At 70.3% G+C, this 25,204-nt stretch carries 25 protein-coding genes; 10 read left to right on the top strand and 15 right to left on the bottom strand.

From position 1 onward, the window contains the following. Window positions 1–39: 39 nt before the first annotated feature. The 3 genes from ABEA10_RS20300 to ABEA10_RS20290 all read right to left on the bottom strand — a co-directional run bounded on the left by ABEA10_RS20300 (window position 40) and on the right by ABEA10_RS20290 (window position 2,235). The gene (locus ABEA10_RS20300; RefSeq protein ID WP_345465985.1) at window positions 40–1,317 is read right to left on the bottom strand and encodes a CpaE/TadZ family protein; all 1,278 of its coding nucleotides are present in this window, start codon (window positions 1,315–1,317) and stop codon (window positions 40–42) included. A gap of 104 nt (window positions 1,318–1,421) precedes the next feature. Continuing rightward, window positions 1,422–1,784, bottom strand: coding sequence for a roadblock/LC7 domain-containing protein (locus ABEA10_RS20295; protein WP_345465983.1), 363 nt, complete (start codon window positions 1,782–1,784; stop codon window positions 1,422–1,424). 85 nt (window positions 1,785–1,869) lie between these two features. Further along, window positions 1,870–2,235 (bottom strand): hypothetical protein, encoded by a 366-nt coding sequence (locus tag ABEA10_RS20290; protein WP_329247546.1) that lies wholly within the window; start codon window positions 2,233–2,235, stop codon window positions 1,870–1,872. A 351-nt stretch (window positions 2,236–2,586) separates the two neighbouring features. Between ABEA10_RS20290 and ABEA10_RS20285 the strand changes: the two genes are divergently transcribed. The 4 genes from ABEA10_RS20285 (at window position 2,587) to ABEA10_RS20270 (ending at window position 5,259) form a co-directional block, all read left to right on the top strand. Beyond that, window positions 2,587–3,474 (top strand): hypothetical protein, encoded by an 888-nt coding sequence (locus tag ABEA10_RS20285; RefSeq protein WP_345465977.1) that lies wholly within the window; start codon window positions 2,587–2,589, stop codon window positions 3,472–3,474. A gap of 119 nt (window positions 3,475–3,593) precedes the next feature. After that, window positions 3,594–3,842 (top strand): DUF3618 domain-containing protein, encoded by a 249-nt coding sequence (locus ABEA10_RS20280; protein WP_345465974.1) that lies wholly within the window; start codon window positions 3,594–3,596, stop codon window positions 3,840–3,842. A gap of 55 nt (window positions 3,843–3,897) precedes the next feature. Next, a complete protein-coding gene (locus ABEA10_RS20275) occupies window positions 3,898–4,158 on the top strand; it encodes a DUF4235 domain-containing protein (RefSeq protein WP_345465972.1) in 261 nt (86 codons plus the stop codon). Between the two features lie 132 nt (window positions 4,159–4,290). Further along, window positions 4,291–5,259: a YihY/virulence factor BrkB family protein gene (locus ABEA10_RS20270; RefSeq protein ID WP_345465970.1), complete on the top strand. Its 969-nt coding sequence runs from the start codon at window positions 4,291–4,293 to the stop codon at window positions 5,257–5,259. Between the two features lie 358 nt (window positions 5,260–5,617). On the opposite strand, the gene ABEA10_RS20265 is transcribed toward ABEA10_RS20270, so the two are convergent. Further along, a complete protein-coding gene (locus ABEA10_RS20265; protein ID WP_345465967.1) occupies window positions 5,618–6,217 on the bottom strand; it encodes a TetR/AcrR family transcriptional regulator in 600 nt (199 codons plus the stop codon). A 72-nt stretch (window positions 6,218–6,289) separates the two neighbouring features. Between ABEA10_RS20265 and ABEA10_RS20260 the strand changes: the two genes are divergently transcribed. Further along, window positions 6,290–7,084 carry an SDR family NAD(P)-dependent oxidoreductase gene (locus ABEA10_RS20260; RefSeq protein ID WP_345465965.1) on the top strand — a complete coding sequence of 265 codons (795 nt, stop codon included), beginning with the start codon at window positions 6,290–6,292 and terminating at the stop codon, window positions 7,082–7,084. Between the two features lie 112 nt (window positions 7,085–7,196). After that, window positions 7,197–7,973, top strand: a complete 777-nt coding sequence (locus ABEA10_RS20255) for an SDR family oxidoreductase (RefSeq protein ID WP_345465963.1) — start codon at window positions 7,197–7,199, stop codon at window positions 7,971–7,973. A 94-nt stretch (window positions 7,974–8,067) separates the two neighbouring features. On the opposite strand, the gene ABEA10_RS20250 is transcribed toward ABEA10_RS20255, so the two are convergent. From ABEA10_RS20250 to ABEA10_RS20240, 3 genes are all read right to left on the bottom strand, one after another. Beyond that, complete coding sequence (locus ABEA10_RS20250) at window positions 8,068–9,528, bottom strand: FG-GAP-like repeat-containing protein (RefSeq protein ID WP_345465961.1); 1,461 nt, start codon at window positions 9,526–9,528, stop codon at window positions 8,068–8,070. 244 nt (window positions 9,529–9,772) lie between these two features. Beyond that, window positions 9,773–11,011 carry a GAF domain-containing sensor histidine kinase gene (locus ABEA10_RS20245; protein WP_345465958.1) on the bottom strand — a complete coding sequence of 413 codons (1,239 nt, stop codon included), beginning with the start codon at window positions 11,009–11,011 and terminating at the stop codon, window positions 9,773–9,775. A 123-nt stretch (window positions 11,012–11,134) separates the two neighbouring features. Beyond that, window positions 11,135–12,025: a helix-turn-helix transcriptional regulator gene (locus ABEA10_RS20240; protein WP_345465955.1), complete on the bottom strand. Its 891-nt coding sequence runs from the start codon at window positions 12,023–12,025 to the stop codon at window positions 11,135–11,137. A 101-nt stretch (window positions 12,026–12,126) separates the two neighbouring features. On the opposite strand from ABEA10_RS20240, the gene ABEA10_RS20235 reads away from it, so the two are divergent. Next, the gene (locus ABEA10_RS20235) at window positions 12,127–13,602 is read left to right on the top strand and encodes an MFS transporter (protein WP_345465953.1); all 1,476 of its coding nucleotides are present in this window, start codon (window positions 12,127–12,129) and stop codon (window positions 13,600–13,602) included. 20 nt (window positions 13,603–13,622) lie between these two features. Next, complete coding sequence (locus tag ABEA10_RS20230; RefSeq protein WP_345465950.1) at window positions 13,623–14,471, top strand: alpha/beta fold hydrolase; 849 nt, start codon at window positions 13,623–13,625, stop codon at window positions 14,469–14,471. Here ABEA10_RS20230 and ABEA10_RS20225 read toward each other — a convergent pair. The 3 genes from ABEA10_RS20225 to ABEA10_RS20215 form a co-directional block, all read right to left on the bottom strand. Continuing rightward, a complete protein-coding gene (locus tag ABEA10_RS20225) occupies window positions 14,430–15,818 on the bottom strand; it encodes an RNA-guided endonuclease InsQ/TnpB family protein (protein WP_345465947.1) in 1,389 nt (462 codons plus the stop codon). The two genes, ABEA10_RS20230 and ABEA10_RS20225, sit on opposite strands and share 42 nt — an antisense overlap. Window positions 15,819–15,967: 149 nt before the next feature. Continuing rightward, the gene (locus ABEA10_RS20220; RefSeq protein ID WP_345465944.1) at window positions 15,968–17,632 is read right to left on the bottom strand and encodes a RecQ family ATP-dependent DNA helicase; all 1,665 of its coding nucleotides are present in this window, start codon (window positions 17,630–17,632) and stop codon (window positions 15,968–15,970) included. 204 nt (window positions 17,633–17,836) lie between these two features. After that, entirely contained in the window at window positions 17,837–18,010 is a 174-nt protein-coding gene (locus tag ABEA10_RS20215; protein ID WP_345465941.1) for a CsbD family protein, read from the bottom strand. A 475-nt stretch (window positions 18,011–18,485) separates the two neighbouring features. On the opposite strand from ABEA10_RS20215, the gene ABEA10_RS20210 reads away from it, so the two are divergent. Next, window positions 18,486–20,006, top strand: a complete 1,521-nt coding sequence (locus tag ABEA10_RS20210; RefSeq protein ID WP_345465939.1) for an MFS transporter — start codon at window positions 18,486–18,488, stop codon at window positions 20,004–20,006. A gap of 69 nt (window positions 20,007–20,075) precedes the next feature. Here the strand turns inward: ABEA10_RS20210 and ABEA10_RS20205 are convergent, their stop codons facing one another. Beyond that, window positions 20,076–20,429, bottom strand: coding sequence for a cupin domain-containing protein (locus ABEA10_RS20205; protein WP_345465937.1), 354 nt, complete (start codon window positions 20,427–20,429; stop codon window positions 20,076–20,078). A gap of 95 nt (window positions 20,430–20,524) precedes the next feature. Here ABEA10_RS20205 and ABEA10_RS20200 point away from each other — a divergent pair, with 95 nt between their 5' ends. Further along, complete coding sequence (locus tag ABEA10_RS20200) at window positions 20,525–21,946, top strand: aminotransferase-like domain-containing protein (RefSeq protein WP_345465935.1); 1,422 nt, start codon at window positions 20,525–20,527, stop codon at window positions 21,944–21,946. A gap of 10 nt (window positions 21,947–21,956) precedes the next feature. Here ABEA10_RS20200 and ABEA10_RS20195 read toward each other — a convergent pair whose 3' ends face one another. From ABEA10_RS20195 to ABEA10_RS20180, 4 genes are all read right to left on the bottom strand, one after another. Further along, entirely contained in the window at window positions 21,957–22,181 is a 225-nt protein-coding gene (locus ABEA10_RS20195; protein ID WP_345465933.1) for a non-oxidative hydroxyarylic acid decarboxylases subunit D, read from the bottom strand. A gap of 35 nt (window positions 22,182–22,216) precedes the next feature. Further along, window positions 22,217–23,641 carry a non-oxidative hydroxyarylic acid decarboxylases subunit C gene (locus ABEA10_RS20190; protein ID WP_345465931.1) on the bottom strand — a complete coding sequence of 475 codons (1,425 nt, stop codon included), beginning with the start codon at window positions 23,639–23,641 and terminating at the stop codon, window positions 22,217–22,219. Window positions 23,642–23,682: 41 nt separating this feature from the next. Then, window positions 23,683–24,312: a UbiX family flavin prenyltransferase gene (locus ABEA10_RS20185; RefSeq protein WP_345465929.1), complete on the bottom strand. Its 630-nt coding sequence runs from the start codon at window positions 24,310–24,312 to the stop codon at window positions 23,683–23,685. Between the two features lie 83 nt (window positions 24,313–24,395). Next, window positions 24,396–25,139, bottom strand: a complete 744-nt coding sequence (locus ABEA10_RS20180) for a MerR family transcriptional regulator (RefSeq protein WP_345465926.1) — start codon at window positions 25,137–25,139, stop codon at window positions 24,396–24,398. Window positions 25,140–25,204: the final 65 nt, after the last annotated feature.

Below are 25,204 nucleotides of genomic sequence, written 5' to 3'. Positions count from 1 at the left end.
GCAGATCCTTCCGCGAAGAAGCGTGACGGTAGCGATCGATCAGGTGATGGGCAGGCCGAGGATGCGCCGGCGCCTGCGCCTGCCGCCGCTCGGTGATCCCATGGCCGTGGCGAAGACCGGGTCCTCGGTGGCGGCCCGCAGAATGCCGCTGAAGACGGCGTCCAGCTCCGGGTCCCCGTTGAACGCGATCAGCCTGCTGGCGTTCACGGCCCGCGTCCACTCGCGGTCGTGCGGGACCCTGCCGACGAATCGCCAACCGTCCATGATGCGCATGATCTCCTCGGGGCCACAGCCCACGTCGGGGCGTGCCCGGTTGAGGATGAGCGACAGTTTCTCCGCGGCGACACCGCCGCCGCGCGAGTACGGCGGCATGGTGATCGTCTCCAGCCAGGCGTGGATGGTCTCCAGCGTCGGACGGCTGGGCTCGACCGGGACGAGGATCGCGTCCGCCTCGCGCAGGATCAGGTCGGTGAGCGTCGTGTGGTGGGGTTCGGCGACCGGCGTGTCGACGAACACGAAGTCGAACATCTGCCGCAGCAGCCCGAGAATCCGCAGGTACGGCACGGAGCCCGCCAACGCGGCATCGGCGTCGGTGAAACCCGGTGGTCCGAGCAGCGCGTACAGGTCCGCGTCGGGGACGTGGGCGAGATGGTCGCGCACCGTGTGCGGTGTGAGCGGTCCGGGCTCGTGGAGCAGGTCGAGGATCGTCGGGGACCTGACGTTCAGATACCGCCCGATGTCGGCCTTCTGGACGCTGGTGTCCAGCAGCACCGTCCGTCCCGTACGACCGGCCGACCGCAGCGACCGTGCGGCGTGGACCGCGAGGTTCACGATCAGGCTGGTCCGGCCCACGCCGCCCTTCGCCGCGGCGACGGCGATGACGCGTCCGCCCTTACGCGGGCCGGAGAGCGGGCCGGGATATCCGTCGGAGGCGGCGGGAGGAAGCGGCAGGGGGGTGCGCCCGGCGGCGCCGAGCAACGACAGGAGTTCCGGCATCGGCTGCCGGCTTCCGGTGATGCGGACGTTCGCGCCGAAGCGGTCGCCCCGTTCGACGAAGGAGTCGTGGACCACGACCCGGAACCCGATGTCGGCCAGCCCGTTCGCCAGGGCGGCCACATCGGCCCCGGGGACGTCCTCGGCGAAACGCGGAGTGAACACGAACGCCGCCGGGAGCCTGACCCGGCCGCTGCGGGACAGCGCGCGCAACTCGCTCGCGGAGAAGACGTTGAACACCGCGGGGAACCGGCCCGTCCCGCGCAGCTCGTGCGCGATGTCCGTGCCCCCCGCGACGACGAGGTTCGGTGCAGTCGTATCCACTGTGTTCCCGGTGCTTCGATCGTCGGTCTGCCGTTCGGACGCATGGCCCCTCAGTCTCCGACTGTGCGGCCGAGAACGTCTACCGCCAGCACCGATCGCCGAACCTAGCCAAGGATCTCGGCCAGCCGGCTGACGGCGGGGCGGGACTCCAGGTGGAGGCGGGCGAGGTCGAGCCCCTCGTCGCCGAGAACGACGAGGAGGCTGTGGTCCTGCACCGCGTAGACGACGATGTGGCCGCTCTGGCAGCGGGTGACGACCTCGCGGAGTTCGCCCATGCCGACCTCGTTGCTGGTGCTCTTGCCCAGCCCGAGCGCCGCCGCCGCGAGGGCGGCCAGCGCGTCCGCGCGCACCTTGTCGGTGTCGGACGCGATGAGCATGCCGTCGACCGACGCGACCGCGCTGTCCCTCACCCCGGCCACCTGCTCACGCAAGGCGTACAGCTCGGTGAGCACCGCTTCCTTGTTCATCCCCTGCCCTTCGTGATGCTTGTCGAGATCGGCTGCGCCGTCTGGACACACAGCGTGCGGACACCCCCGTCGGGTTCACTGCTGCCTAGAGGTCGACTTCGCTCTCGATGCGCCGCAGGTTGTGGCGGGCGAGGGCCAGGTTGGCGCGGGAGCGGTCGAGGGCCAGGTAGAGGAACAGCTGGCTGCCGCCGCGGTTGAGCAGCCTGATCACGTGGTACTGCCGGTCGAGCGTGATGAGGATGTCCTCGATCGACTCGTTGATGCCCAGCGACTCGAGCGTACGGGCCTTGGCGCGGACGACCTCGGTGTTGCCCGCCGCGGCGATCTCCAGGTCGAGTTCGCTGCCGCCGCCGCTGACGCCGAGCGTCATGCCGCTCTCGTAGTCGACCAGCGCGGCGCCGAGGGCCCCGTCGATCGCCATGGCTTCCTTGAGCGCGGTTTCGATGTTCATCGAGCCTCCCACCCGTGAACCGTCTGCCGGGCGTTCCCGTTGACCGAAACTCCATTTGTGACGCCGCTCGGCAGGCGTTATGTATCTGAGGAGCAACGTACAGGGCTGGATAACGACATGCCGGGAATTTGACGCTACCAAGGGCGTTTGACACCTGACCTGACACTGGGTTCCGGGCAGAGTGATAACGGATGACCGGAATGTCGCCGTGGGGATGTGCCGGGCTTCGGGGGTGCGCCTGGCATGATGACTTCGCGCCGAGATTCGTAGAACGTCGTTGAACTCCCGTTTCGACGGACGGCCGACGTGACCGAACCCGTTCCGCGCACCGAGCCGCCGAGAGGAGCCGCGGTGTCCGTCCCCAGGTCAGGCGTTCTTACGACGGCTCTCACGCGCCGAGGCCGGCAGCGGTTCTCCGGGACCCTCCGGCTCCACGGCGGCCAGGGCGGCGAGGTGGCCATGCGCGACGGCGCGGTCCTCGCGGCCTCCACCCCGGCCGCGCCGGGGATCGAGTCGCTGCTCCTGCGCTCCGGCCGGGTCTCCGAGGCCGACTGGAGCGAGGTGTTCACCGCCGCCGCCCCGTACGGCCGGCTGGCGGAGGAGCTGGTCGAGCGTGGCCTGCTCGGCGCGGCGGCCATCGAGGTGCTGACGCAGACCGCCGTCTTCGACGCGATCTTCGCGATCGCCCTGGGCGGCGTCACCGCCTGCACCGCCCGGCCCGCGGCGCCCGGCGACCTGCCGCCGCTGCTGCCCGCCGAGCCGGGGCTGGACACCGGGCGGATCGTACGGGAGACCCACCGCCGGCTGGAGGTGGTCGCCGGCTGGCAGCGGCTCGGTCTGTCGATCCACACCCGCCCGGCGCCCGCGGAGACCCGGCGGAACCCGGCCCTCGCGCCGGGCCGCGCGGCGATCCTCGCCACCGCCGACGGGAGGGCCAGCGCGCGCGACATCGCCTTCAGCCTCGGACGAGGGCTCTACTCCGTGCTGTCGGACCTGGCCATCCTGTTCAAAGACGGTCTGATCACCGTCGACCCGCCCTCCGGAGCCCGGCCCGCGACCGAGTCCGTCCAGGTCGGCGCGGTCCGGTTGGAGGAGGTCCCGCTCGCCGAGCTGCCGATCGGCGAGCTGCGGGACGGCTCGTCGCCGGATGCCCTGCTGGACCCGGCACCGTCCGCCGAGACCGCCGCCGAGCTCCCGCGCCGCCGCCGCGGCACGCCCGGGACCTCCACCGGCGCCTGAGGCCGCGTCAGATTCGCCGCCGGTCGAAACGGCATCGGTTCGACGCCGCATTAGTACGCGCTGCCCGGGTACGTGGGCCGCACCACCGAATGCGCACTATTCCGGGAAAGGCGTCAACGATGAGTCAGGACACCACCCGAGCGGGCGGGAACGGCGAACGCGAACAACTCGTCGCCGGGATCGAACAGAGCCGCCAGGATCTGGTCAGAACGGTACGGGCACTGTCCGCCAAGGTGGACGTGCCCACGCGCGTACGGGGCAGGGCCGCCGAGATGCGCGAACGCACCCGGCCCGCCCTGGTGTACGGCGCGGCCGGCGTCTGCGCCGCGGCCGCACTGCTGGCCCTGAGCAGGAGGAAGCGGTCATGAGCGAGCGAACCGATAAGCACGCTTTCCTGGTCACTCCTCCGACGAAGGAGGGTTCATGAGCAAGGCGAACTCCATGTCCCGGTCGGCCTCGGCGGCGCTCGGCATCGCCGGCGGCCTGATCGCCGGTGTGATCTTCAAGCAGACCTGGCGGCTGATCGCCCGCGACGACGACACCCCCGACGCCGGCGATCTGGAGCGGAGCTGGGCCGAGGTGCTCATCGCCGCGACCCTGCAGGGCGCGATCAGCGGAGCGGTCAAGGCCGCACTCAACCGCGGTTACCTCCTGCACAGCCAGCACGACGACGAGGTCGAATGAGCGAGCGGAGCGAGCGAATCAAAGAACACGCGCGCCTGGTCTCTCCTCCGACGAAGGAGGGCCCGTGAGTGAGCGGAGCGAGCGAATCAAAGAACACGCGTGCCTGGTCTCTCCTCCGACGAAGGAGGACCCATGAGTGCGGACGCCACCGATGTGCCTCGGAGCCCGACCGATCTGCCCGGCCGCTCGTGGTGGGCCGCGGTGCGGCGGTCGCTGGGGGAGTTCCGGCGCGACAACGTCACCGACTGGGCCGCCGCGCTCACCTACTACAGCGTGCTGTCCATCTTCCCGGCGATGCTCGTGGTCGTCTCCCTCGTCGGCCTGGCCGGGAAGTCGGTGTCCCGGTCGCTGATCACCAACGTCGGCGAGCTCGCGCCCGGGCAGGTCAGGCAGATCCTCGTGGACGCCATCACCGAGTTGCAGCGAGGACACGGCGGCGCCGGGATCGTCGCGGTCATCAGCCTGGCGGCGGCGATCTGGTCCGCCTCCGGTTACGTCGCCGCGTTCATGCGCGCCGCCAACGCCATCTACGACATCGACGAGGGACGCCCGATCTACAAGACGCTGCCGATCCGCGTCGCCATCACCCTCACGACGCTGGTGCCGCTGTCGGCGTGCGCCGTCGCCGTGGTGGTGTCCGGGCCGATCGCCCAGCGCGCCGGGGCGATGGTCGGTGCCGGGCCGGCGGCCATCACGATCTTCGGCATCGTGAAGTGGCCGGTGTTGCTGCTCGTCGTCGGTCTGCTGTTCGCCCTGCTGTACTGGGCGGGGCCGAACGCCAGGCAGGGGGTTCGCTGGGTCACTCCCGGCGGTGTGTTCGCCGTCGTCATCTGGCTGGTCGCGTCGGCCGGTTTCGCGTTCTACGTCGCGCACTTCAGTTCCTACAACAAGACGTACGGAAGTCTCGCCGGCCTGATCATCTTCCTGGTCTGGATCTGGATGTCGAACATCGCCATCCTGCTCGGCGCGGAGCTCAACGCCGAACTCGAACGCGGCCGCGCCATCGCCGCCGGCCGGCCGAAGACCGAGGAGCCGTACGTCGAGCTGCGCGACACCCGCGCCCTGGACGACCCGCCCCCGGAGCACGGGCAGGCGCCGTGATGAGCGCCGAGGGGCTCCGGCAACCCACGATGCCGAAGCCCGCGAGGGAGGTGACGGCGACCGACCAGCAGCCCCACGCGACGGCGCACCAGCACCACCAGGGGTCGCGCCGCAGCCACGCCGGCGGCAGGCACTGGCAGGTGACCACCAGCACCAGTCCCAGGCCGGGCGTCGGGTGCTCGCGGGTCAGGTAGTCGAGGATCTGCAGCGCGGCGGCACCCAGGCTCAGCGCCAGGCCCGTGAGCCCGTCGCCGCAGCCGGTCCCGCAGGGCCTCCGGCTCCGGAAGCGACGGCTCGGTCAGTCGGCGCGACCTCTAGGTCGTCCGCGGTCGCGTCGCCAGGGCCCCGGGCCCGCGGATCAGGCGCGGAGGGCGTCGATCAGGGCGTCGACGGCGGCGAGTGCGGTGGCCGTGTCGAGTCCCGCGCGGGAGACCAGGGAAAGGCCCTGGACGGTGAACAGCAGTAGCTGCGCCTGGGCCTCGGGGGTGGCGTCCTGGGTGACCTCGCCGTCGGCCTGCGCGCGCCGCAGGGCGTCGGCGACGATCTGGGTGAAGCGGGCGTGCGAGCGGGCTACGACCTCGCGGGCGTCGGCATCCTGCGGAACAAGTTCGGCGGTGGTGTTGCCGATCATGCACCCTTGCGGAACGCCGACGTCGGAGGCGTACTCCTGCGCCCGGGCCGGATTGGCGAGCACCTCGCGCAGCGCCGGCAGCACCGGCCCGTCCTCCAGCGCCGTGACCAGCCGGCGCTCGTAGGTGTCCCAGTACAGCTGGACCGCTGCCAGGTAGAAATGCCGCTTGTCGCCGAAGGCGCCGTACAGGCTGCCGCGTTCCAGGGCCAGCGCGTCGACGAGGTCTTGGACGGAGGTCGCTCCGTAGCCCCGGGACCAGAACAGCAGGAGCGCGCGCTCCAGGGCCTGGTCTTTGTCGAATGCGCGGGGGCGTCCCGTCCGTGCCATGTGCTCACGTTACGACTTTTTGACCGGACGCACAAAATCCCGTACGGTGACGGCCGAGGGACTTCTTGAACGATGACACAGAAGTACGCCGGCGCGAGCGCGCCAGCGGACGAGAGGCAGGAGCGCATGGACTTCGGGGGAAAGACGGCACTGATCACCGGATCGGGCGCCATCGGCGGGCTCGGGCACGCGACGGCGAGGATCCTCGCCGCCGGCGGTGCCGACGTGGTCATCACCGGCACCGACCCGGACCGCGGCGCCCAGGTCGTGGACGACGTGCGGGGGAGCGCGGCCGGCACCGTGCGCTTCATCCCCGCCGACCTGGCCGACCCGCGGGCCGTGCAGCGGCTGGCCGAGGACGCCGGGGCGGTGGACATCCTCGTCAACAACGCGGGCGTCGTCCCGTTCAGCGCGACCGCCGACCAGGACATCGCCGACTACGACGCCGCCTTCGCGGTCAACGTGCGCGCGCCGTTCGTCCTGGTCGCCCAGCTCGCACCGAAGATGGCCGCCGGCGGAGGCGGCAGCATCGTCAACGTCAGCTCCACCGCAGCCGGCCTCGGCATGCCGCCGATGGCGGTCTACGGTGCCACCAAGGCGGCGCTCGAGTCCCTGACCCGCACCTGGGCGGCCGAGTTCGCCGCGTCGAACGTGCGCGTCAACGCCGTGTCGCCCGGCCCGATGACCACCTCCAAGGTGGTGGCGGCCATGGGCCCGGACCTCGGCGGCATGGGACTGACGACCGCGCTGAAGCGCACCGGCGACCCGGCCGAGGTCGCGCGGGTGATCGCCTTCATCGCCGGCGACCAGGCAAGCTACGTGACCGGTGCCGTCGTGGCCGCCGACGGAGGCCGGACCGCCATCTGACCCCGGACGCGCCGGCTACCGACACGGCGGAGGTGGCCTGGGCGTTCTCCGAGCCGATGACGGGGACGGTCCGTCATCGTTATCGACCCCACCGTTACCAGAACCATGCGCCTTGGCGCGAAATAGGAGAATGAGGGCAATGGGTCGTCTTGCGGGAAAGCGCGCACTGATCACAGGCGGGACGAGCGGCATCGGCCTCGAGACGGCCCGTGAGTTCCTCGCCGAGGGAGCGGCTGTCGCGATCACCGGTCGCTCGCAGGAACGGCTGGATGAGGCCGCCCGGCAGCTGGACGGTCCGCTGCTGCCCATCCTCAGCGACGCCGGCGACGTGCCCGGCCAGGCGGCGCTCGCGGCGCGACTGCAGGAGGAGTGGCCGCAGCTCGACATCTTGATGAGCAACGCCGCCGACGTCACCCACCTTCCGATCGAGGAATGGACCGAGGAGGCATTCGACAGGATCATCGCCACCGATCTCAAGGGACCGTTTTTCCTGATCAAGGCGTTGCTGCCGCTCTTCTCCCGGCAAGCCTCGGTCATTCTCGTCGGCTCGGTCTCCGCTTTCATCGGGCACGAGAACGCGGCGGTCTACGGTGCCGCCAAGGCGGGCCTGCTGTCCCTTTCCCGCGGGCTGACCTATGAGCTGAAGGACCGGGGTATCCGGGTCAACGGGCTGAGTCCTGGGCCGACCGTCACGGACGCGTTCAAGCCGCTCGGCCCCGAGCGCCAGGCCGCCATCTACGACGAACTCCGGCGGACCGTGCCCCTCCATCGCCTGGGGACCGCCACCGAACTGGCGAAGGCGGCGGTCTATCTCGCCTCGGATGAGTCCGCCTACACCGCCGGCACCGTGCTGCGCGTTGATGGCGGCATCGGGGAGCTTGCATACTGAGCGCCTGCGCTGTCTCCTCGGCGATGCGCGGCCGTCATGAAACGGCCCCGCGCCGGGTGGTCCGGTGCGGGGCCGTGGTTCGTACGGGAAGGGCTCAGCCGTTCCAGCCGGAGGTGAGCTGCTGTCGCGCGGCGAACCCGGTCGCGCGGCCCGCGTAGACGTACATCACGCCGGTGTTGCTCTGCACGCCGATCAGGTCCGAGACGCCGTCGCCGGTGATGTCGCCGGTGTAGGTGAGCGAGCGGATGCCGCCCCAGCCGGAGCCGAGCTGCTTACGGGTGCCGAGCGCCTTGGACGCGCCGGGGTAGACCCACAGCGTGCCGTCGGAGATGCGCACCGCGATCAGGTCGGGCTTGCCGTCGCCGGTGATGTCGTTGACACCGACCAGCTTGTTCATGCCGTTCCAGCCACCCGTACCGATCTTGATGCGGGTGCCGAGCGCCTTCGACGCGCCGGGGTAGAGCCAGAGCGTGCCGTCGGACTTCTGGGCGGCGATGAGGTCGGGTTTGCCGTCGCCGGTCAGGTCGCGGATGGCGGTGAGGTCCTTCATGCCGTTCCAGCCGCTGTTACCGATCTTGATGCGGGTGCCGAGGGCGTTCGTGCCGCCCGGGTAGAGCCAGAGCGTGCCGTCGGACTTCTGGGCCGCGATGAGGTCGCCCTTGCCGTCGCCGGTCAGGTCGCCGATGCCGGTGAGCTCGGTCATGCCGTTCCAGCCGCCGGTACCGATCAGCCGCCGGTCGGAGGCGGCCAGTGACGGGCCGGGGTAGAGCCACAGCTTGCCGGTCGCGCGGTCGGCCGCGACCAGGTCGGCGGTGCCGTCTCCGGTCAGGTCTCCCAGGCTCGACAGGTCGGCGTCGGTGTGGCCGGTGACCTTGAACATGCCGCCGGGCTGCATGTCCGCGGCGAGCTTGGCGGCGCTGATCGTGTGCGAACCGCCGGTGGCCTTCCACGGGTCCCACACGGTGATCGTGCCGGCGCTGGTGTCGTAGCCGTACGCGACGATGGCGTGGCCGACCTTGGTGCCGCTCATGCCGGCGTTCCAGGGCAGCTTCTCCATCCACACGCCGAGGGTGGGGGCCCGCTTGAGCACGCCGACGTCGTAGGAGACCTGCGACAACATGCTCGACGCCGTCGAGGCGTCGGAAAAGCCGTAGCTGTAGCCGAGCGGGTCCACGTAGCCGTTCATGACGGGCAGCGCCTGGTTGCCCGTGGTGCCGTTGGCGGACGTCGTGCCCATCTTGGTGGCCAGGGTGTCCTGGCTGACGGACACGCCGAACGTCGACAGGCTCATCGACGCCGAGGTGGGCACGCACTTGTAGTTCGTGTTCTGGTACTGGCCCTTCAGGGACAGCTTCGCCGAGGTCGGCGCCGCGGCGGTCGCCGCCGCCGCGACCTTCGGAGCCATGAGGGAACGGGTCGCGTGGACGACCGCGTCGCCGCGTGGCGGACGGGGCGTCACCGCCGCGTCGGCCGTGCCCGATGCCATTCCCGTGGCCGCCAACGTCAGTACGGCCGCCGAGGCCGCCAGGGGCAGGCGTCGGCCGAGCGTCTTCATGGGAGGTCTCCTCGCACTTCGGGGGGAGCGCGGCCGGCCCGCCCGGTCACCGGGAGGAGCGGTCACGCCGAAGGGTGGCACTGGCGGTCACGGAGGATTCGTGATGCCCGCCGGGCGTTTCGACGCCACCGAGGCGGACGCGGTTCCGATCTTTCGGACGCTTTTTACCGCTTTTTCGGGTGAGCGAGGAGTCGACGGCCGCGCCGTCACGACCGGTCGGCGCGCACCCGGTCGTACCGGGAGGTCACCGGGGGATGGTGACCTCGAGCGAGGTGCCCTCTCCGGCGGGGCTCCGCAGCCGCAGCGTGCCCTCCACGGCGTCGACGCGGTCCATGAGTCCGAGGAGCCCCGACCCGGGGCCGATGACGGCGCCGCCCTGCCCGTCGTCACGGACCGACAGGCGGATCTCGTGGTCGTCGTGGTCGAGCTCGACGCGGGCGGTGGAGGCGTTCGCGTGCTTGGCGACGTTGTTCAGTGCCTCGGAGACGATGTAATAAAGCGTCACCTGGTGCTGTTCCGGCAGCGAGTCCGGAATCTCCGTACGCAGCTCGACCGGCACCGGTGACCGGCGCGCCAGCGTCCGCAGGGCCGCCCTCAGCCCTGACTTGGACAGGACGCCCGGATGGAGTCCCCGGCAGATCTCCTGCAGTTCGGCGATGGCGTTCGACAGGCCCTTGCCGGTGTTCGTCAGCTGTTCCCGCAGGTCGTCCTCGCCGGGCGGCATGGCCGACTCCGTGGCGCGCAGGTCGAAGCCGAGGGACACCAGGTGCTGCTGAACACCATCGTGCAGGTCGCGCTCGATCCGGCGGCGCGTCGCGTCCGAAGCGGCGATCACCCGGGCACGGGAGTCGATGAGGTCCGCCCGCGACTTGGCCTGCGCGAGCGTGCAGGCGACGAGTTCGACGAAGTCGGCAAGGCGCGTCTCGGTGTCGTCCCGGGGCGGCGTCTCGCCGCGGAACATGACCGCGACGTCGCCCCACAGGCGCCCCTCCACCCAGACCGGGCAGGAGACGATGTGCTTGATCCCGTGCGACCGGGCCCAGGCACCGGCCTCGCCCGTGACGGACGCGCTGCTCCTGCGGACCGGCCTCCCGGTCCGCAGCACGAGCGCCGCGGCGGAGCCCGACCCGATCGGCCATCGCTCCGCCATCGGCGCGATCATCTCCGGGGAACGCGGATTCGACCACCATCCCACCACCGTCGCCGTCTGGTCGTCCTCGTACCGGTCGATCGCGGCGTGGTCCGCGCCGAGGAGCGCGCCGAGCTCGCCCGCGACCGTCGTGAATGCCTCCGTGGGCGAGAGCCCGCGGGCGACGAGCGTCGTCACCCGCCGGAGCGCCCCGTACGACTGCTCGAGCCGTTCGAGCTCGGCCCGGTCGGCGAGCATCGACCGCAGCGCGGCAGTGGACTCCGTGGCGCGGGCACGCAACGTACGCGCGGCCGGCCTGTTCGCCAGCCGCGTGACCGCGTCCCGTACGCCCAATGACCGTCCCGTGATCGCTCGCCGCGAGCCGTGCACTCGCCTCGCTCAGAGTATGTCTCCGCAGGTCAAGTGGGCAAAAACGGCCTTTTTCGCCGCCGGCCGCCGGCCGTCGGCCGCCGACGATTACGGGACCGTTTGCCGCGTGTCGGCCGTAGCGCGTCCCGGGCCGGACACCAGCATCAGTGTCTCCAGCCGGGCCCGGGTCTCGTCGTCCTCGGGCACGTAGGTGACCAGCCGCGCGCCTGACTGTGGGGCGAGCCAGAGGCTGGTGTTCAGGAGCTTCAGGTGGCCGACGTGAGGGTTGTCGATGTGCTTGGTCTTGTCGGAGACTCCGACCACCTCGAACCTGTCCCAGAGGGCGCGGAACTCCGGCAGCGTCTTCAGCCGTGTCAGCAGGGCCTTCCACGCGGGCTCGGCGAGGTGCTCGGCCATGGAGGCGCGGAACTTCGCGACCATGTCACGGGTCGCTTCCTCCAGGTCGCCCGTCGCCGCCCGCCACTGGTCGTTGGTGAAGGCCAGCCACATGCAGTTGCGGTCCTGGCGTGGCAGGCCGTCCATGTCGCACAGGAGCCGGCTGAAGGCGCGGTTGTAGGCGAGGATGTCGTAGCGCGCGTTCTGTACGCAGGCCGGGAAGGGGTCGAGGCGGTCCAGCATCGACCGCAGGGCGGGCGTGACCGTCGGGCAGGGTTCTTCCGGCGCCGGATCCGTGGCCCCGGCGAGCGCGAACAGGTGCGCTCGCTCACTCTGATCCATCAGCAGCGCCCGTGCCAGAGAGTCCAGCACCTGGGCGGAGACCTGGATGTCGCGGGCCTGCTCCAGCCAGGTGTACCAGGTCACCCCGACCGCGGACAGCTGCGCGACCTCCTCGCGACGCAGCCCCGGCGTGCGCCGTCTGCGGCCACGCGCCAGGCCGACCTGCTCCGGAGTGATCCGCTCGCGGCGGCTGCGCAGGAAGTCGGCCAGCTCCTGGCGGCGCGTGTCCGGGGTCGGGGCACTGTCGACGCTCGTCCTCATGTCACTACTGTGCTACGCGGCTCAGCCTGTTACCAGGTAGAACTTCTACCAGGATAAAGACACTCTGGTAACAGGCTGAGGAGTGCCGGAACGTCGACAGGGTGAGTGAAACAGAGACATCCGGAACATCCCTCAGACAGCCGGGCGCCGTCATCGCCCCCGCGGAGGGCGGGCACGGCCGCCCTGACGACCGGCCGCCCGCACTGGGCTCGCTCGGCCTGTTCACCGTCCTGCTCGGCGCGGCCCTGCCACTGATCGATTTCTTCATTGTCAACGTCGCCCTGTCGACCATCGATGAGGATCTCGGCGCGGGCCCTGCCCTGCTCGAACTGGTGGTGGCCGGGTACGGCCTGGCGTACGCGGTCCTGCTCGTCCTCGGAGGGCGGCTCGGTGACACCTTCGGCCGCCGCAGGCTCTTCGTCGCCGGCCTGGCCGCCTTCGGACTCACCTCGCTCGCGTGCGGGCTCGCGCCCGATCCCTGGGTGCTGGTGATCGCTCGGGTGGCGCAGGGCGCGGCGGCCGCGATGATGATGCCGCAGGTCCTGGGCACCATCCATGCCTCCACCACCGGCCACCGTCGAGCCAGAGCGGTCGGCCTTTACGGCGCCACCCAGGGCCTTTCCATGGTGGTCGGCCAGATCATCGGCGGTGTCCTTGTCGCGGCGGACCTCTGGGGCTCCGGCTGGCGCTCGATCTTCCTGGTGAACGTGCCGATAGCCGCGGCAGGACTCCTCCTGTCGCTGCGCACTGTGCCGGACACCCGCTCCCCGCGGCCCGAGCCGGTCGACGTCCCCGGCACCCTCTTGCTCACCGCGGCGCTCGCCGCGTTGTTGCTGCCGCTCACCGAGGGCAGGGCGACCGGATGGCCGGCATGGACCTGGGTGCTGCTCGCGGCGAGTCCGTTCCTGGCGCTGGCCTTCCAGCGCGTCGAAGCGAGGTCCGACCGGATGGGCCGCACCCCGCTGGTGCCGCCGAGGCTGCTGCGCCTCGTCTCGCTGCGTCGCGGCCTCGCGCTTCTCCCGCCGTTCGGGATCGGCTTCGGCGGCCTGATGTTCGTGCTGGCCATCGCGTTGCAGCAGGGCCTGCGGATGACCGCCGTGATCGCCGGTCTCGCCCTGGCCCCGTTCGCGCTGTCGGTCTTCCTCTCCTCGTTCGCCGGCCCCTGGATGGTCACCCGGTACGGCGCGGGGCGGGTGGTGACGTTCGGAATCCTGCTGCAGTTCGTCGGCGGTGTCCTGCTGTTCCTGACGTTCTGGCACTACTGGCCGCACCTGAACGCGTGGGGCCTGGCGCCCACGTTCGTGGTCGTCGGGTTCGGCCAAGGCCTGCAACTGCCGGTGCTCTTCCGCATCGTGCTCTCCGACGTGCCGCACGAACGCGCGGGGGTGGGCACCGGCGTGATGACCACGACTCAGCAGTCGGCGCTCGCGCTCGGCGTCGCGACGATCGGCTCGCTGTTCCTGGCCCTGCTCGGCCCCTGGGGCATGCGGGACGCGCTGCTGGTGGCGCTGTCGACCTGGCTCGGTGCGGTCGCGTTGACGGGCGTGTTGAGCCTCAGGCTGCCGAGCGTTTCATAATGCACAGAGAAGGAGACACCATGTCGGCTACAAGCAGGACCAGGCAGAACCTCGAGGTTCGGCGATCGGATCACACGACGATCCGATACACGGCCAGCGGTCCGGCCGGAGGGCCGACCCTGGCTCTCATCCACGGCTGGGCGTGCAACCGCACCGACTTCGATGCGATGACCGACCATCTGCCCGGAAACTACCGGGTCCTTGCGATCGACCTCGCCGAGCACGGACAGTCGCGGTCAACGCGGGACGTCTGGACCATGGAAGAGTTCGCTCGCGACGTGGCAGCCGTACTGGAAGCCGAGTCGGTGGACACGTGCGTCGTGGCCGGGCACTCCCTCGGCGGAGCGGTCGCCGTCGAAGTCGGGCGGCTGCTGCCTGACACGGTCTCGCACGTGGTCGCGCTCGACGCGCTGCACTATCTGTCCTTGTTCCCGGCGCAGAGCGACGAGCAGACCGACGCGATGCTGCACCTGTTCCGTACGGACTTCGCCGCGGCGGTGCGGGGTCTCGTCGAGGGAGGTTCGCCGGCAGGGACCGACACGGCTCTCAAGGACTCGTACTTCGAGAAGATGGTCGCGGTGCGGCAGCCCGCGGGCGTGCGTTCCATCGAGGGGCTGGTGCGCTGGGACATGGACGCGGCGCTGCGCGAGACACCGCAGCCGATCACCGTGTTCGCGATACGAGACCTGGTGACGCAGGAGGCGATCGACCGCTACGCGGACCGCTTCGACATCGCGCTCGTCGACCTGGGCAGCCACCACTTTCCGGTGGAGTCACCCGAAGACACGGCGAGGCTTCTGGCCGCGACCGTGGAAACTAGTGCAGTGTCAGTCAACGTTTGCCTCGTTGGCGAGGGGAGGGTTGGCTGATCCTCGCTGGGGCGAGCGACTCCCCACGTTGGGTGGGGCGGGCCACGGCCGGCCAGGGGACCCCGGGTGCGGTGCCGTGATGGGGGACCGTCGGGGGTCACGCCGGGACCGTCCGGCACCGGGGAGGTGCCGTCCGGCTCGACGGTGCGTGATCACCACCGGGAAGGGATTGCCGGTGGTGGTGGTGCCGCCCGGGCCACGCCGGGCGATGTTGGCGCCGCCGACCAGGTCGCGGTGCCCACTGAACCCGCAACGAATGCAGGTGAAGTTCCGATCCTTGGGTTTGGGAACCCGCCGGTGGCAGGCGGGGCAGGTCGAGGACGTGCCCCGCTCGTCCACCAATACCAACGCGATCCCGGCTTGTTCGGCCTTGTCGGTCAAACACCGGATCAGGTGCCCGATCCGCCAGGCCTGGACTCGTTGGTTGTGCCTCCGCCCGGCTTTGAGGGCCAGGACGCCGCGCGGGTCACCGACCACGAGTGTGCCGATCCGGCGTGCGACCGCCCAGTCGACGACGGTTTTGGCGGCCTCGTGCTGAGCTTGGCGGACCCGCCGCCGGTGCCGGGCTTCGACCTCGCGCTGCCGGGCCCGAATTTTCCGCCACCGTCGCGACCCGGCCTGACCCGGTTTCGGTGCCCGCCGTGCCACCGCGCGCCGCCGATGTTTGGCGTCTTTGAGGTGGAGGTGGGCTTCGGCGCGGATCGCCCGTCCCGACACCACCAGCCCTTCCCCGTCCGGGCCCGCCACCGCGAACGGGTGGATCACTCCTGGGTCGATTCCCGCCACCCGATGTGGGTCCGGTTGCTGGTCTGGTGGGTAGGTGGTGATGGGGACTTCGGCGGTGACATCGACGAACAACCGGCCGCCCTCGGCCACCAACGTGACCGACCGCACCTGCCCCGCCTCATACGGGACCGGCCGGTCCAACCGCACCCACAGCGCCGCACACCCACGACCGACCGGAAGGCGCAACCGCTGGCCGTCGAGCGTGAACGTGCCGTGGTAGTAACGCACCGGCATCAACCGGCGTTTCCGCCGCGGATACCGTGCCGTTTCCTCACCGTCTTTTCGGCGTTTGACGGTCGCGAACCACGCGTCGCTGTACCGCCGCAGCACCGACCGCGCTCCCGTGGTGTCCAGTTCCCCGAACGTGCCCGGACCCGCCGCCGACAACTCCCGGCACAACGCCTGATAACCCACGATCGGCCGCAGCCCACGTTGCCGCCGCCACCGGTTCAAATCCAGCACACACGCCCACACATCACCGGCCGAGACCAGCAACCCGAAACACCGGCGACGCTGACCAGGCGAGACCCGCAGACCGACGCGGGCGGTTCGCAGCACCACCCGGCCACCACCATCAGCAACGTCACGTCGAGGCACCAGGCGATTACAACAGGTGCCTACGACAAAACTCGGCCCCCAGCCCACCGCACAGACTCAACACGCGCCGCCCGAGTCGCGCACCGACAGGGCAAACGTTGCCTGCTACGGCACTAGCGCTTCGCCGACGCGAGCGTGAGCAGAGAGTCACGCTGGACGGCGTCCAGGGAGAGCGTCTTGTAGCCGATCTCCTCGAACAGCACGGTGATCCGGTCGGGCTCCTCGCGCATGACCGTTCCGGCGCCCCAGGACGCGTGGACCACCTGGGAGTGGATCGGGAAGGGCGTGTCGGCCCGCGCCGTCTCGACCGACCCGCTCGCGCAGGTGTCGCAGTTTCCGCAGGTCTGCCGGGCGTACGGCTCGCCGAAGTACTCCAGCAGGTACCGGCGGCGGCAGCCCGTCGTCTCGGCGTACCCCCGCATCATGTCGATGCGCGAGTCGTCCATCTTCCGGCGGCTCTCGTCGAACTCCATGGCGTCGGCGACCGCCCGCTCCGGCGCGGGTCCCTTCCGGGCGTACCGCAGCTCGCCGCGGTCGCCGACCTCCACCGCCTCGGCGTGCTGGAGCAGGTTGACCAGGCCGGTCAGCTTGGACGCGCCGACGTTCAGCGTCTCCCGTACCGCGCGCGCCTTCACGGTGCCGCCGTGCTCGTGGAGGAGCGTGGCGAGCCGGAGCAGCATCTCCTCGTCCGGCCGGCCGGCCGCGAAGAACCGCCGCAGGCCCAGGTCCTCGGACCGGTAGAACAGGACCGCCTCGGCCGGCTCACCGTCGCGGCCGGCGCGGCCGATCTCCTGGTAGTAGGAGTCCGGCGACTCCGGCGGCGCGCTGTGCAGGACGTACCGCACGTTCGGCTTGTCGATCCCCATGCCGAACGCCGAGGTGGCCACCACCACGTCGACCCCGTCCTCGGAGAACATGGTGTGCACCCGTTCGCGGTCGGCGGTCTTCATCCCGGCGTGGTACGCCTCGGCGCGGACGCCGGCCTCGGTCAGCTCCTTCGCGTACGCCGTGGCGTCGCGGCGGGTGGCGACGTACACGAGGCCGAGCCCGTCACGCCCGGCGACGTCCTCCAGAAGCGCCCGCCGCTTGTCGGACTCCTCGGTGAACCGGCGGACGCGCAGCCCGATGTTGGGCCGGTCGAAGCCCCGGATGACCTGCCGTAGGTTCCGCAGGCCGAGCACCTCGACGATGTCCTCGCGTACGGGCGGGGAGGCGGTCGCGGTCAGCGCGATCACCGGCGGGTGGCCCAGGCGGTCGATCACCCGGCCGAGCCGGAGGTAGTCGGGCCGGAAGTCGTGTCCCCAGGCCGACACGCAGTGCGCCTCGTCGATGGCGATCAGCGAGGGCCGCGCCGCGACGAGCTTGTCGACCACCTCCGGCTTGGCGAGCTGCTCGGGCGACAGGAACACGTACTCGGCCTGACCGGCGCGGATCTGCTCCAGCGAGCTCTCGCTCGAACCCGCGCGCTGGGCGGAGTTGACCACGACCGCGCCCCCGGCGTTTCGCTCGGCGAGGGACAGCATCTGGTCGCGTTGCAGCGCGATCAGCGGCGAGATCACGATGGTGGGACCGTCGAGCAGCTGGGCGGGGATCTGGTACGTCGCGGACTTCCCGCCGCCGGTCGGCATGACCACGAGGACGTCGTGGCCCTGGAGCAGGTGCTGCATGGCCTCGTCCTGGCCCGGCCGCAGCTCCTCCCAGCCGAAGACCTCACGGGCGGTCCGCTGCACCTGCCGCCGTCGCCGCCCGAACCGCCGGAAACCATCGCGAATGCCCATGTAGCGCCTCCCCGCCGGGCGCTGCTACCCCGAAGGCCCCGGCTTAGTCCTCTTTCGCCTACGCGTGATCATTCCAGGGCCACGTGGGCGGTATGGGGGGTTCGGCGAACCGGAGGCGTGACGCGGAACGCGTTCAGGACCCGTCCGGTCGCGGACGGGTCCTGTGCCGGGGGCGAAGGAAAGTCGTCGGTACGGGCGGACCCGTCAGTCCTTGAAGACGTCCTTGATCTTTTCGCCGGCCTGTTTCAGATCGCCCTTGGCCTGGTCGGACCGGCCCTCGGCCTCCATTTCCTCATCGTCGATGGCCTTACCGGTTTCCTTCTTGACTTTGCCTTTGATCTCCTCGGCTTTGTTGCGGGCTTTGTCGGTGGCGCTCATAACTCTCTCCTTGTCGTCGAAAAGGCATGGTGAAAACAATTCGCGAATCGCCTTTGATTCACGTCGGCCACTTTTTCTCTGCCCGCTATTTCGGGCTCCTAACGTCCCGTCGCCATTCGCGGCGCGGGGGAGTCCGCCGCCGTGCGCCGGTGCCGGCGCGCAGGGGGTGTGGCGCGCCCGCCCGGGATCCGTGGGAGCCCCGCGGCGCGTCCTCGGGAGGCCCGCGGTGCGTCCGCGCGGCGCCCGGGACGCGTGCACAGGGTGGCCGAGCGCGCGGTATGGGCCCCCGAGAGGCTGATCTCCGCGCCCCGCCCTTCTGACGATCAGATCGCCGGTCACAGTGGTCGGTCGCGTACGATGCGACGGTCTCAGCGGCAGATCACAAGAATTTCGAGGGAGCTATATACATGTTATGTATATCCGCCTATGGTGATCGTCCTGTAACCCTACGGAAACAACACGAAGGAGGATGACGATGGCAGAGGCCCCCCCGCAGGCCATCGTTCGGAGTCTCGTGCCGGCGCGGATCGACCGGCTGCCCTGGTCTCGTTTCCACACCCGGATGATCATCGCTCTCGGTGTGGCGTGGGTCCTGGACGGCCTGGAGATCCAGATCGCCAGCATCATCGGCCCCGTTCTCCAGCATGCGAACACGCTGCACCTCACGTCCCAGGATGTCGGCTTCTCCGCGACGATCTATCTGATCGGCGAAGTGGTCGGCGCGCTGGTTTTCGGCCGGCTTTCCGACCGGTTCGGACGACGCAAACTGTTCGTCGCGACACTCGGGCTCTACCTCGTCGCGAACGGGCTCACCGCCTTCTCGTTCAACTACGGGATTTTCCTGTTCTTCCGCTTCGTCGCCGGTATGGGAATCGGCGGTGAATACGCGGCGATCCATTCGGCGATCGACGAGCTCATTCCCGCGAAGTACCGCGGCCGGGTCGACCTGGCGGTCAGCGGCACCTACTGGTTCGGCGCGATCCTCGGCTCGCTCAGCGAGTACCTCCTGCTCAACAAGTCGGTCTTCGCCGACGACATCGGCTGGCGAGTCGGCTTCTTCATCGGCCCGGTGCTGGGCCTGGCGATCTGGACGCTGCGCCGCACCCTGCCGGAGAGCCCGCGCTGGCAGCTCTCCCATGGCCACGCCGATGAGGCCGAAGCGACGATCGCGCAGATCGAACGCGAGGTGGCGTCCTCCGGCAAGGAGCTCGCGCCGGTGGACGAGGACCGGTACCTGGAGATCAAGCCGCAGGAGTCCGTCTCGTTCCTGCAGGTCGCCAAGACGCTGTTCAAGGAGTACCCGACGCGGTCGCTGCTCGGCGCGACCCTGATGATCAGCCAGTCGTTCCTGTACAACGCGATCTTCTTCACCTACGGCCTCGTGCTCAAGCACTTCTACGGGGTCTCGGACCACAGCGTGGCGACGTACTTCTTCGCCTTCGCCGCGGGCAACCTGCTCGGGCCGCTGTTCCTCGGCCGGCTGTTCGACACGATCGGCCGCAAGCAGATGATCGCGAGCACCTACATCGTGTCCGGTGCCCTGCTCGCCTTCAGCGGCTACCTGTTCAACATCGGCGCCCTGACGGCCGTGACGCAGACCGTGCTGTGGACGGTGATCTTCTTCATCGCCTCGGCCGCGGCCAGCTCCGGATACCTGACCGTGAGCGAGATCTTCCCGATGGAGCTCCGCTCGCAGGCGATCGCCCTGTTCTTCGCGATCGCCCAGGTCTTCGGCGCCCTCGGCCCGACGGTCTTCGGCTCGCTGATCGGCGACCAGGACAACCCGAACCCCGGGCGGCTGTTCATCGCCTACCTGATCTCGGCGGGAATCATGATCCTCGCCGGCGTCATCGCGGCGATCTTCGGAGTCAAGGCCGAAGGCGCGTCCCTGGAGGACATCGCCGCCCCCATCAGCTCGATCCGGTCGGCCGCCGGCAGCGTCAGCGAGAAGCTGGAGTCTGGGACCGGCTCCAGCACCGTTCCCTCGGTGACCTGACCTACGCCGGCCCATCGAGAAAGGTCCCCGCGCGCCTCGCTCCGCGCGGGGACTCTCTCGTGTCCGGGGTCAGCTCCCGTACTGCTTGGTGTCGGGGTGCTCGACGAGCAGGATGTGCGCGGTCTTCTCGGCGACGGGGCGGTGCCGCACCCCTCGGGGGACGACGAACAGCTCACCCGGGTTCAGCACCACCGGGTCCCGTCCTTCCAACTGGATCTCGAAGCTGCCGTCCCAGCACAGGAACAGCTCGTCCTCGTCGTGGTGGTGCCAGGGGAACTCGCCTTCGAGCCGGGCGAGACGAACGACGGTGGTGTCGTTCACGAACGCCAAGTTGTGCTGCTGGAACGGCCCGGGAAGTGCGGTGATGGCCTCGGGCACCGATACCGCGGCAAGGCGCCGCAGGTCCTCCTGTCGTGTGGTCATGCCGTGATCCTCGCCGTCATCGTGGCCCGGTTACAGAGCCAATACGCCAGAATTGGTCCACCGAAGGAACCAATCGTCCGGATCGGAGCACTTCGATGGACCCAGCCGAGCTGGCCGACCGCCTGGGCCGGTGGTCGGCCGGCCGCGGACCGCTCTACCTCCTGCTCGCCGCGCGGCTGCGGCGCCTCGTCGACGAGGGCGAACTGCCGCCCGGCACCGCGCTGCCTCCCGACCGGGCCCTCGCGTCCGCGCTGGCCGTAGGACGCGGGACCGTCGTGGCCGCGTACGAACAGCTGCGCCTGGACGGCCGGATCATCCGGCGCCAGGGAAGCGGGACCCGCGTGGCCGGGCCGGCGCGCCCGGGGCCCCGGGACACCACCGGCGCACCCGTCTTCCTCCACCTGCTGGAGCCCCGGGACGACGACGTGATCCTCCTGGCGTGCGCCGCGCCCACCGCACCGCCGGCGGCGCTGCCGGCCGCCTACGAACGGGCCCTGTCCCAGCTGGCCACGGTCACGAACGACATCGGGTACCACCCATCGGGCCACTGGCGGTTGCGCCGTGCCATTGCCGACCACTACACGCGCCGCGGGGTACCGACCGACCCCGAGGACGTCCTGATCACCAACGGTGGTCAGCAGGCCCTGTCCCTGCTCGCCCGCGCCTTCGTCGAGCCCGGCGGCACGGTGCTCGTCGAGGCGCCCACCTATCCCGGTGCGATCGAGGCGTTCCGCGAACAGGCCGCGTCCTTGCGGACGCTTCCCGTGGGCCTGGACGGCTTCGAAACGGTGGCCCGTACTCGCCCGGAACTCGCCTATCTCGTGTCCACCCACCACAACCCGACCGGTGGAGTACTCCCGCCGCTCGCGCGCCGGCGGCTCGCCGCGACCGCCGCCACGGCGGACGTACCGCTCGTCGACGACGAGGTCCTCGCCCACCTGGCGTTCCCCGGGCAGCCCACGCCCCCTCCACTCGCCGGCGAAACGGTCATCTCCCTGGGTTCGCTCAGCAAGAGCGTCTGGGGCGGGCTACGCATCGGCTGGATACGGGCGGCACGGCCCATCATCGACCGGCTCGCCCGGCTCAGGGCGGTTCATGATCTCGGCGGGAACGTCGCCGCGCAGCTCGCCGCCGCCGAACTGCTGCCCCGCCTGGAAACGCTGTGCCGAGACACCGCGGCGGACCGCCAGGCCCGCCATGACCACCTGCGCGCGGAACTGGCACGGCGGCTGCCGCAGTGGCAGGCTCCGCCCGTCACCGGTGGTCAGACGCTGTGGGTACGCCTTCCCCACGGCGACGGCGACTCCTTCGCGCAGACGGCCCTCCGGCACGGCGTCGCCGTGTTGCCCGGCAGCGGACTGGACGCCTCCGGTGGCAGCAGGGAGTTCGTCCGCATCCACTTCCTCGCCGACCCCGGCACGCTGACCGAGGCGGTGCACCGCCTGGCCACGGCCTGGCAGACGTACGGAGGTGGTGCCGACCGAGGTGCGCCGGCGCCTCGGTCGATGGCGATATGACGTCTCGCCGTCAGCGGCGGACCGGCGGCACGGGCGGCACCTCGGGTGCCTCGTCGAAGTCCTCCTGGGTCAGCCGGAACTCCTCGGGATAGTGATCGCGGCTCGTACGGCGGTCCGGCTCGGTGGTGCGCCAGGTGTACAGGCACCGCTCGCACCGCAGGACCTCCCACACTCCGGGCACCGGCGAGCTCGCGACCCACTCGACGTGCTCGAACGCGCAGCGCGGGCAGGTCATGAGTCTCCCTTCTCCGGCCAGTGGCGGCCGGTGGCTCAGCGCGTGGAGAGCATCGCGCTGAGCTTGGCGATCCACCGCGGCGTCTCCGGCAGGTCGGACACCGGCCGGCCGTAGCTGCCGCGGACGTCCGGGGGCACCGGGGTGGTGGCGTCGATGATCAGCTTGTCGCTGATGCCGGGCGGCTCCGAGCCCGGGTCGAGTTCGAGGACCGACATGGCGGGCAGGTCGACCAGGTCGCTCGCCGGGTTGACCTTGGTGGACAGCGCCCACATCACCTGGGGCAGGTCGAACGGATCGACGTCCTCGTCGACCATGATGACCACCTTGCAGTAGCCGAGGCCGTGCGGCGTGGACATGGCGCGCGTGCCGACCGCGCGGGCGAAGCCGCCGTAGCGCTTGGCGGTCGAGATGATCGCCAGCAGGCCGTGGGTGTACATCGCGTTGACCGCGCGTACCTCGGGAAAGTCCGCCTTGAGCTGCTGGTACAGCGGTACGCAGGTGGCCGGCCCGATCAGGTAGTCGATCTCGGTCCACGGCATGCCGAGGTAGAGCGCCTCGAAGATCGGGTCGTCGCGGTGGGAGATCCGCTCGACGCGGATCACCGGCATCCGGCGACCGCCCGAATAGTGGCCGGTGAACTCGCCGAACGGTCCCTCGAACTCCCGCAGGCCCCCCTCGACGACTCCCTCCAGGACCACCTCGCTGCCCCAGGGCACGTCCAGGCCGGTGAGCGGGGCGGGCGCGATGGGCACCGGCGCGCCGCGCAGCGCGCCGGCGAGGCGGTACTCCGACTGCTCGTACCCCAGCGGTGTGCCGGCGACGATGGAGACGACCGGGTCGTTCCCCAGAGCGACCGCGACCGGCAGGTCCTCGCCCCGCTCTTCGGCCTTGCGCAGGTGGATGGCGATGTCGTGCATGGGCACGGGCTGCAGGCCGAGCCGGTCACGGCCCTTCACCTGCATGCGGTACACCCCGACGTTCTGCCGGCCGAAGTCGTCGGGCGCCTCGGGGTCGCGGGAGACCACGGCGGCCTTGTCGAGGTAGCAGCCGCCGTCGCCGTCGTTCAGCCGGAACAGCGGCAGCACCGCGAACAGGTCGACGTCGTCGCCCGTCACGGAGTTGCGCGCCCAGGGCGGGTCCGGCCGTCGCTCGGGCTCGACCGGCGCATCGCCCCAGCGGCGGATGAACTCCTGGACCTGGTCCTTCACGGAGGTGTCCGGCGGCAGGCCGAGCGCGACCGCGTGGTTGGCCCACGAGCCGTGCACGTTCATGGCGATCCGCGCGCCGGTGTACCCGGTGACCTTGTCGAAGTACAGCGCCGGGGCGTTCTCGCCGATCCGGCAGGCGGCGTTGGCCGCGGCGGCCAGGTCCGGCTCGGGCGCCACCTCCTCGGTGACCCGCAGCAACTGGCGCTGCCGCTCCAACTCGTCGAGGAACGAGCGGAGGTCGTCATAGGCCACCGGAACCCCTCCCCGTCCGGCGTGGCCGCCCGCCGCCGCGATCAGCGGCTGCGATCACGGTGCGCCTGCGTCTCCGTTCCGGTCCACGCGTAGTAGTCCGTCTGGCCGAGTCCGACGAAGCCCATCAGCCGGGCGGTGAACTCCTCGAACATGTCCTCGACGGTCCGCGGGACGTTGTAGTACGTGGGGATCATCGGGTACACCACGGCGCCGGCCTCGGTGACCTGCGCCATGTTGCGCAGGTGGATGAGGTTGAAGGGCGTCTCTCGTACGCACAGCACCAGCTCGCGGCGCTCCTTCAGGCAGACGTCCGCCGCCCGTTCGAGGAGGGTGTTCGCCTGCCCCTGCGCGATCCGGCCGACCACGCCGAGGGCGCAGGGCACGACGACCATGCCCCACGTCGGGTAGCTGCCGGACACCATGGGGGCGGTCAGGTCCTGCGGGTCGTACGCGGCGACCTTGGCGTGCCGCTCGCCGAGGAGCCGCTCCACCGGATCGTCGGCCTCCGCCCCGCCGAACTCGTGCGCGATCAGCGTACGACCGGCCTCCGACACCAGCAGGTCGACGTGCCCGACCCGCTCGTCCCGTACGAGCGCGGACAGCACGTAGCGCGCCATCCGTGTCCCACCGGCCCCGGTCACGGCCAGCGTGAGCCTGCGCTGCTCACCCATGTGCGGATCCCTACCCGCTCACCGGCCTCCCAGCGAAGCCTTTGCTCAGTTAAGACACTGTTCAGGCGCCGCCGATGAGCGTGTCACCGGCCGTGGCCGTATCCCACGGCGAACGCTCGCTTGAGGTAGTCCCACGCGTGGGCGTCCAGGATGCCGTGTGTGGCGGCCTCGGGCCCCTTGCCGTCGATCTTCGCGTAGATCGCCGACAGCAGGTGCCCGTCGTCGCCGACCATTTCCCGCATCGCCTCGTCCCACTGCCGCGCGAGAGCCTGTGCCGCCGGGTCGGCGGGGTCGGTCTCCCGCTGGATCTCGATGTTGATCTCGTCGACGAGGTGAGCGCATCGCTCCTGCCAGCGGCCGAACTTCTCGGCGAAGCCGGGGTCCTGGTGACGTCGCCGTGCCCGGGTCAGCTGGTCGGGTGTGAAGTAGCCGGCGTTCATGATGGCCTCCATCGTGTCGATGAGTTGGTCGATCGAGGGTTCCCGTGCCTGGTGGATGCCGTGCCGCAGCGCGAGGAGTCGTTGCCGCACCTGGGACTGCCGGCCGATCACCTGGTCGACGTGTTCCAGTTGCCTGTCCACCGCTCGCACCAGATCGTCGCCGGGCCCGTCGAGCGCCTGGGCGATCTCACGCAGCGGCATGCCGACATGGCGCAGCGCGATGATCTGGTAGAGCCTGCGCACATCGTCGGCCGTGTACAGCCGATGTCCGGCATGCGACCGAGTGGCAGGCCGCAGGAGCCCGATCTCGTCGAAATGGTGCAGGGCGCGTACGGTCAGTCCGGTCGCGTCCGCCAGTTCCCCGACTTTCCAGAGTCGTTGATCCATGTGATCACCTGGGCGCGACGCTACTGCCTCACGCTGCGTGAGGTGCAAGCCTTCGTCAGCGGGCT

It is taken from the genome of Actinoallomurus oryzae, from assembly GCF_039541955.1.
Taxonomy (GTDB): domain Bacteria; phylum Actinomycetota; class Actinomycetes; order Streptosporangiales; family Streptosporangiaceae; genus Actinoallomurus; species Actinoallomurus oryzae.
Note: the sequence above shows the minus strand (reverse complement) of the source record. Positions and strands in the feature narration are given on the sequence as shown.

Bases quoted from the DNA above. Each gene is read 5' to 3' on its own strand.
- ABEA10_RS20240 (WP_345465955.1), bottom strand. From the start codon at position 12,025: ATGAGGACGAGCGTCGACAGTGCCCCGACCCCGGACACGCGCCGCCAG.
- ABEA10_RS20215 (WP_345465941.1), bottom strand. From the start codon at position 18,010: ATGAGCGCCACCGACAAAGCCCGCAACAAAGCCGAGGAGATCAAAGGC.
- ABEA10_RS20180 (WP_345465926.1), bottom strand. From the start codon at position 25,139: ATGGATCAACGACTCTGGAAAGTCGGGGAACTGGCGGACGCGACCGGA.
- ABEA10_RS20290 (WP_329247546.1), bottom strand. From the start codon at position 2,235: ATGAACATCGAAACCGCGCTCAAGGAAGCCATGGCGATCGACGGGGCC.
- ABEA10_RS20275 (WP_345465972.1), top strand. From the start codon at position 3,898: ATGAGCAAGGCGAACTCCATGTCCCGGTCGGCCTCGGCGGCGCTCGGC.
- ABEA10_RS20185 (WP_345465929.1), bottom strand. From the start codon at position 24,312: ATGGGTGAGCAGCGCAGGCTCACGCTGGCCGTGACCGGGGCCGGTGGG.
- ABEA10_RS20195 (WP_345465933.1), bottom strand. From the start codon at position 22,181: ATGACCTGCCCGCGCTGCGCGTTCGAGCACGTCGAGTGGGTCGCGAGC.
- ABEA10_RS20230 (WP_345465950.1), top strand. From the start codon at position 13,623: ATGTCGGCTACAAGCAGGACCAGGCAGAACCTCGAGGTTCGGCGATCG.
- ABEA10_RS20270 (WP_345465970.1), top strand. From the start codon at position 4,291: ATGAGTGCGGACGCCACCGATGTGCCTCGGAGCCCGACCGATCTGCCC.
- ABEA10_RS20265 (WP_345465967.1), bottom strand. From the start codon at position 6,217: ATGGCACGGACGGGACGCCCCCGCGCATTCGACAAAGACCAGGCCCTG.
- ABEA10_RS20220 (WP_345465944.1), bottom strand. From the start codon at position 17,632: ATGGGCATTCGCGATGGTTTCCGGCGGTTCGGGCGGCGACGGCGGCAG.
- ABEA10_RS20210 (WP_345465939.1), top strand. From the start codon at position 18,486: ATGGCAGAGGCCCCCCCGCAGGCCATCGTTCGGAGTCTCGTGCCGGCG.
- ABEA10_RS20205 (WP_345465937.1), bottom strand. From the start codon at position 20,429: ATGACCACACGACAGGAGGACCTGCGGCGCCTTGCCGCGGTATCGGTG.
- ABEA10_RS20280 (WP_345465974.1), top strand. From the start codon at position 3,594: ATGAGTCAGGACACCACCCGAGCGGGCGGGAACGGCGAACGCGAACAA.
- ABEA10_RS20200 (WP_345465935.1), top strand. From the start codon at position 20,525: ATGGACCCAGCCGAGCTGGCCGACCGCCTGGGCCGGTGGTCGGCCGGC.
- ABEA10_RS20260 (WP_345465965.1), top strand. From the start codon at position 6,290: ATGACACAGAAGTACGCCGGCGCGAGCGCGCCAGCGGACGAGAGGCAG.
- ABEA10_RS20250 (WP_345465961.1), bottom strand. From the start codon at position 9,528: ATGAAGACGCTCGGCCGACGCCTGCCCCTGGCGGCCTCGGCGGCCGTA.
- ABEA10_RS20295 (WP_345465983.1), bottom strand. From the start codon at position 1,784: ATGAACAAGGAAGCGGTGCTCACCGAGCTGTACGCCTTGCGTGAGCAG.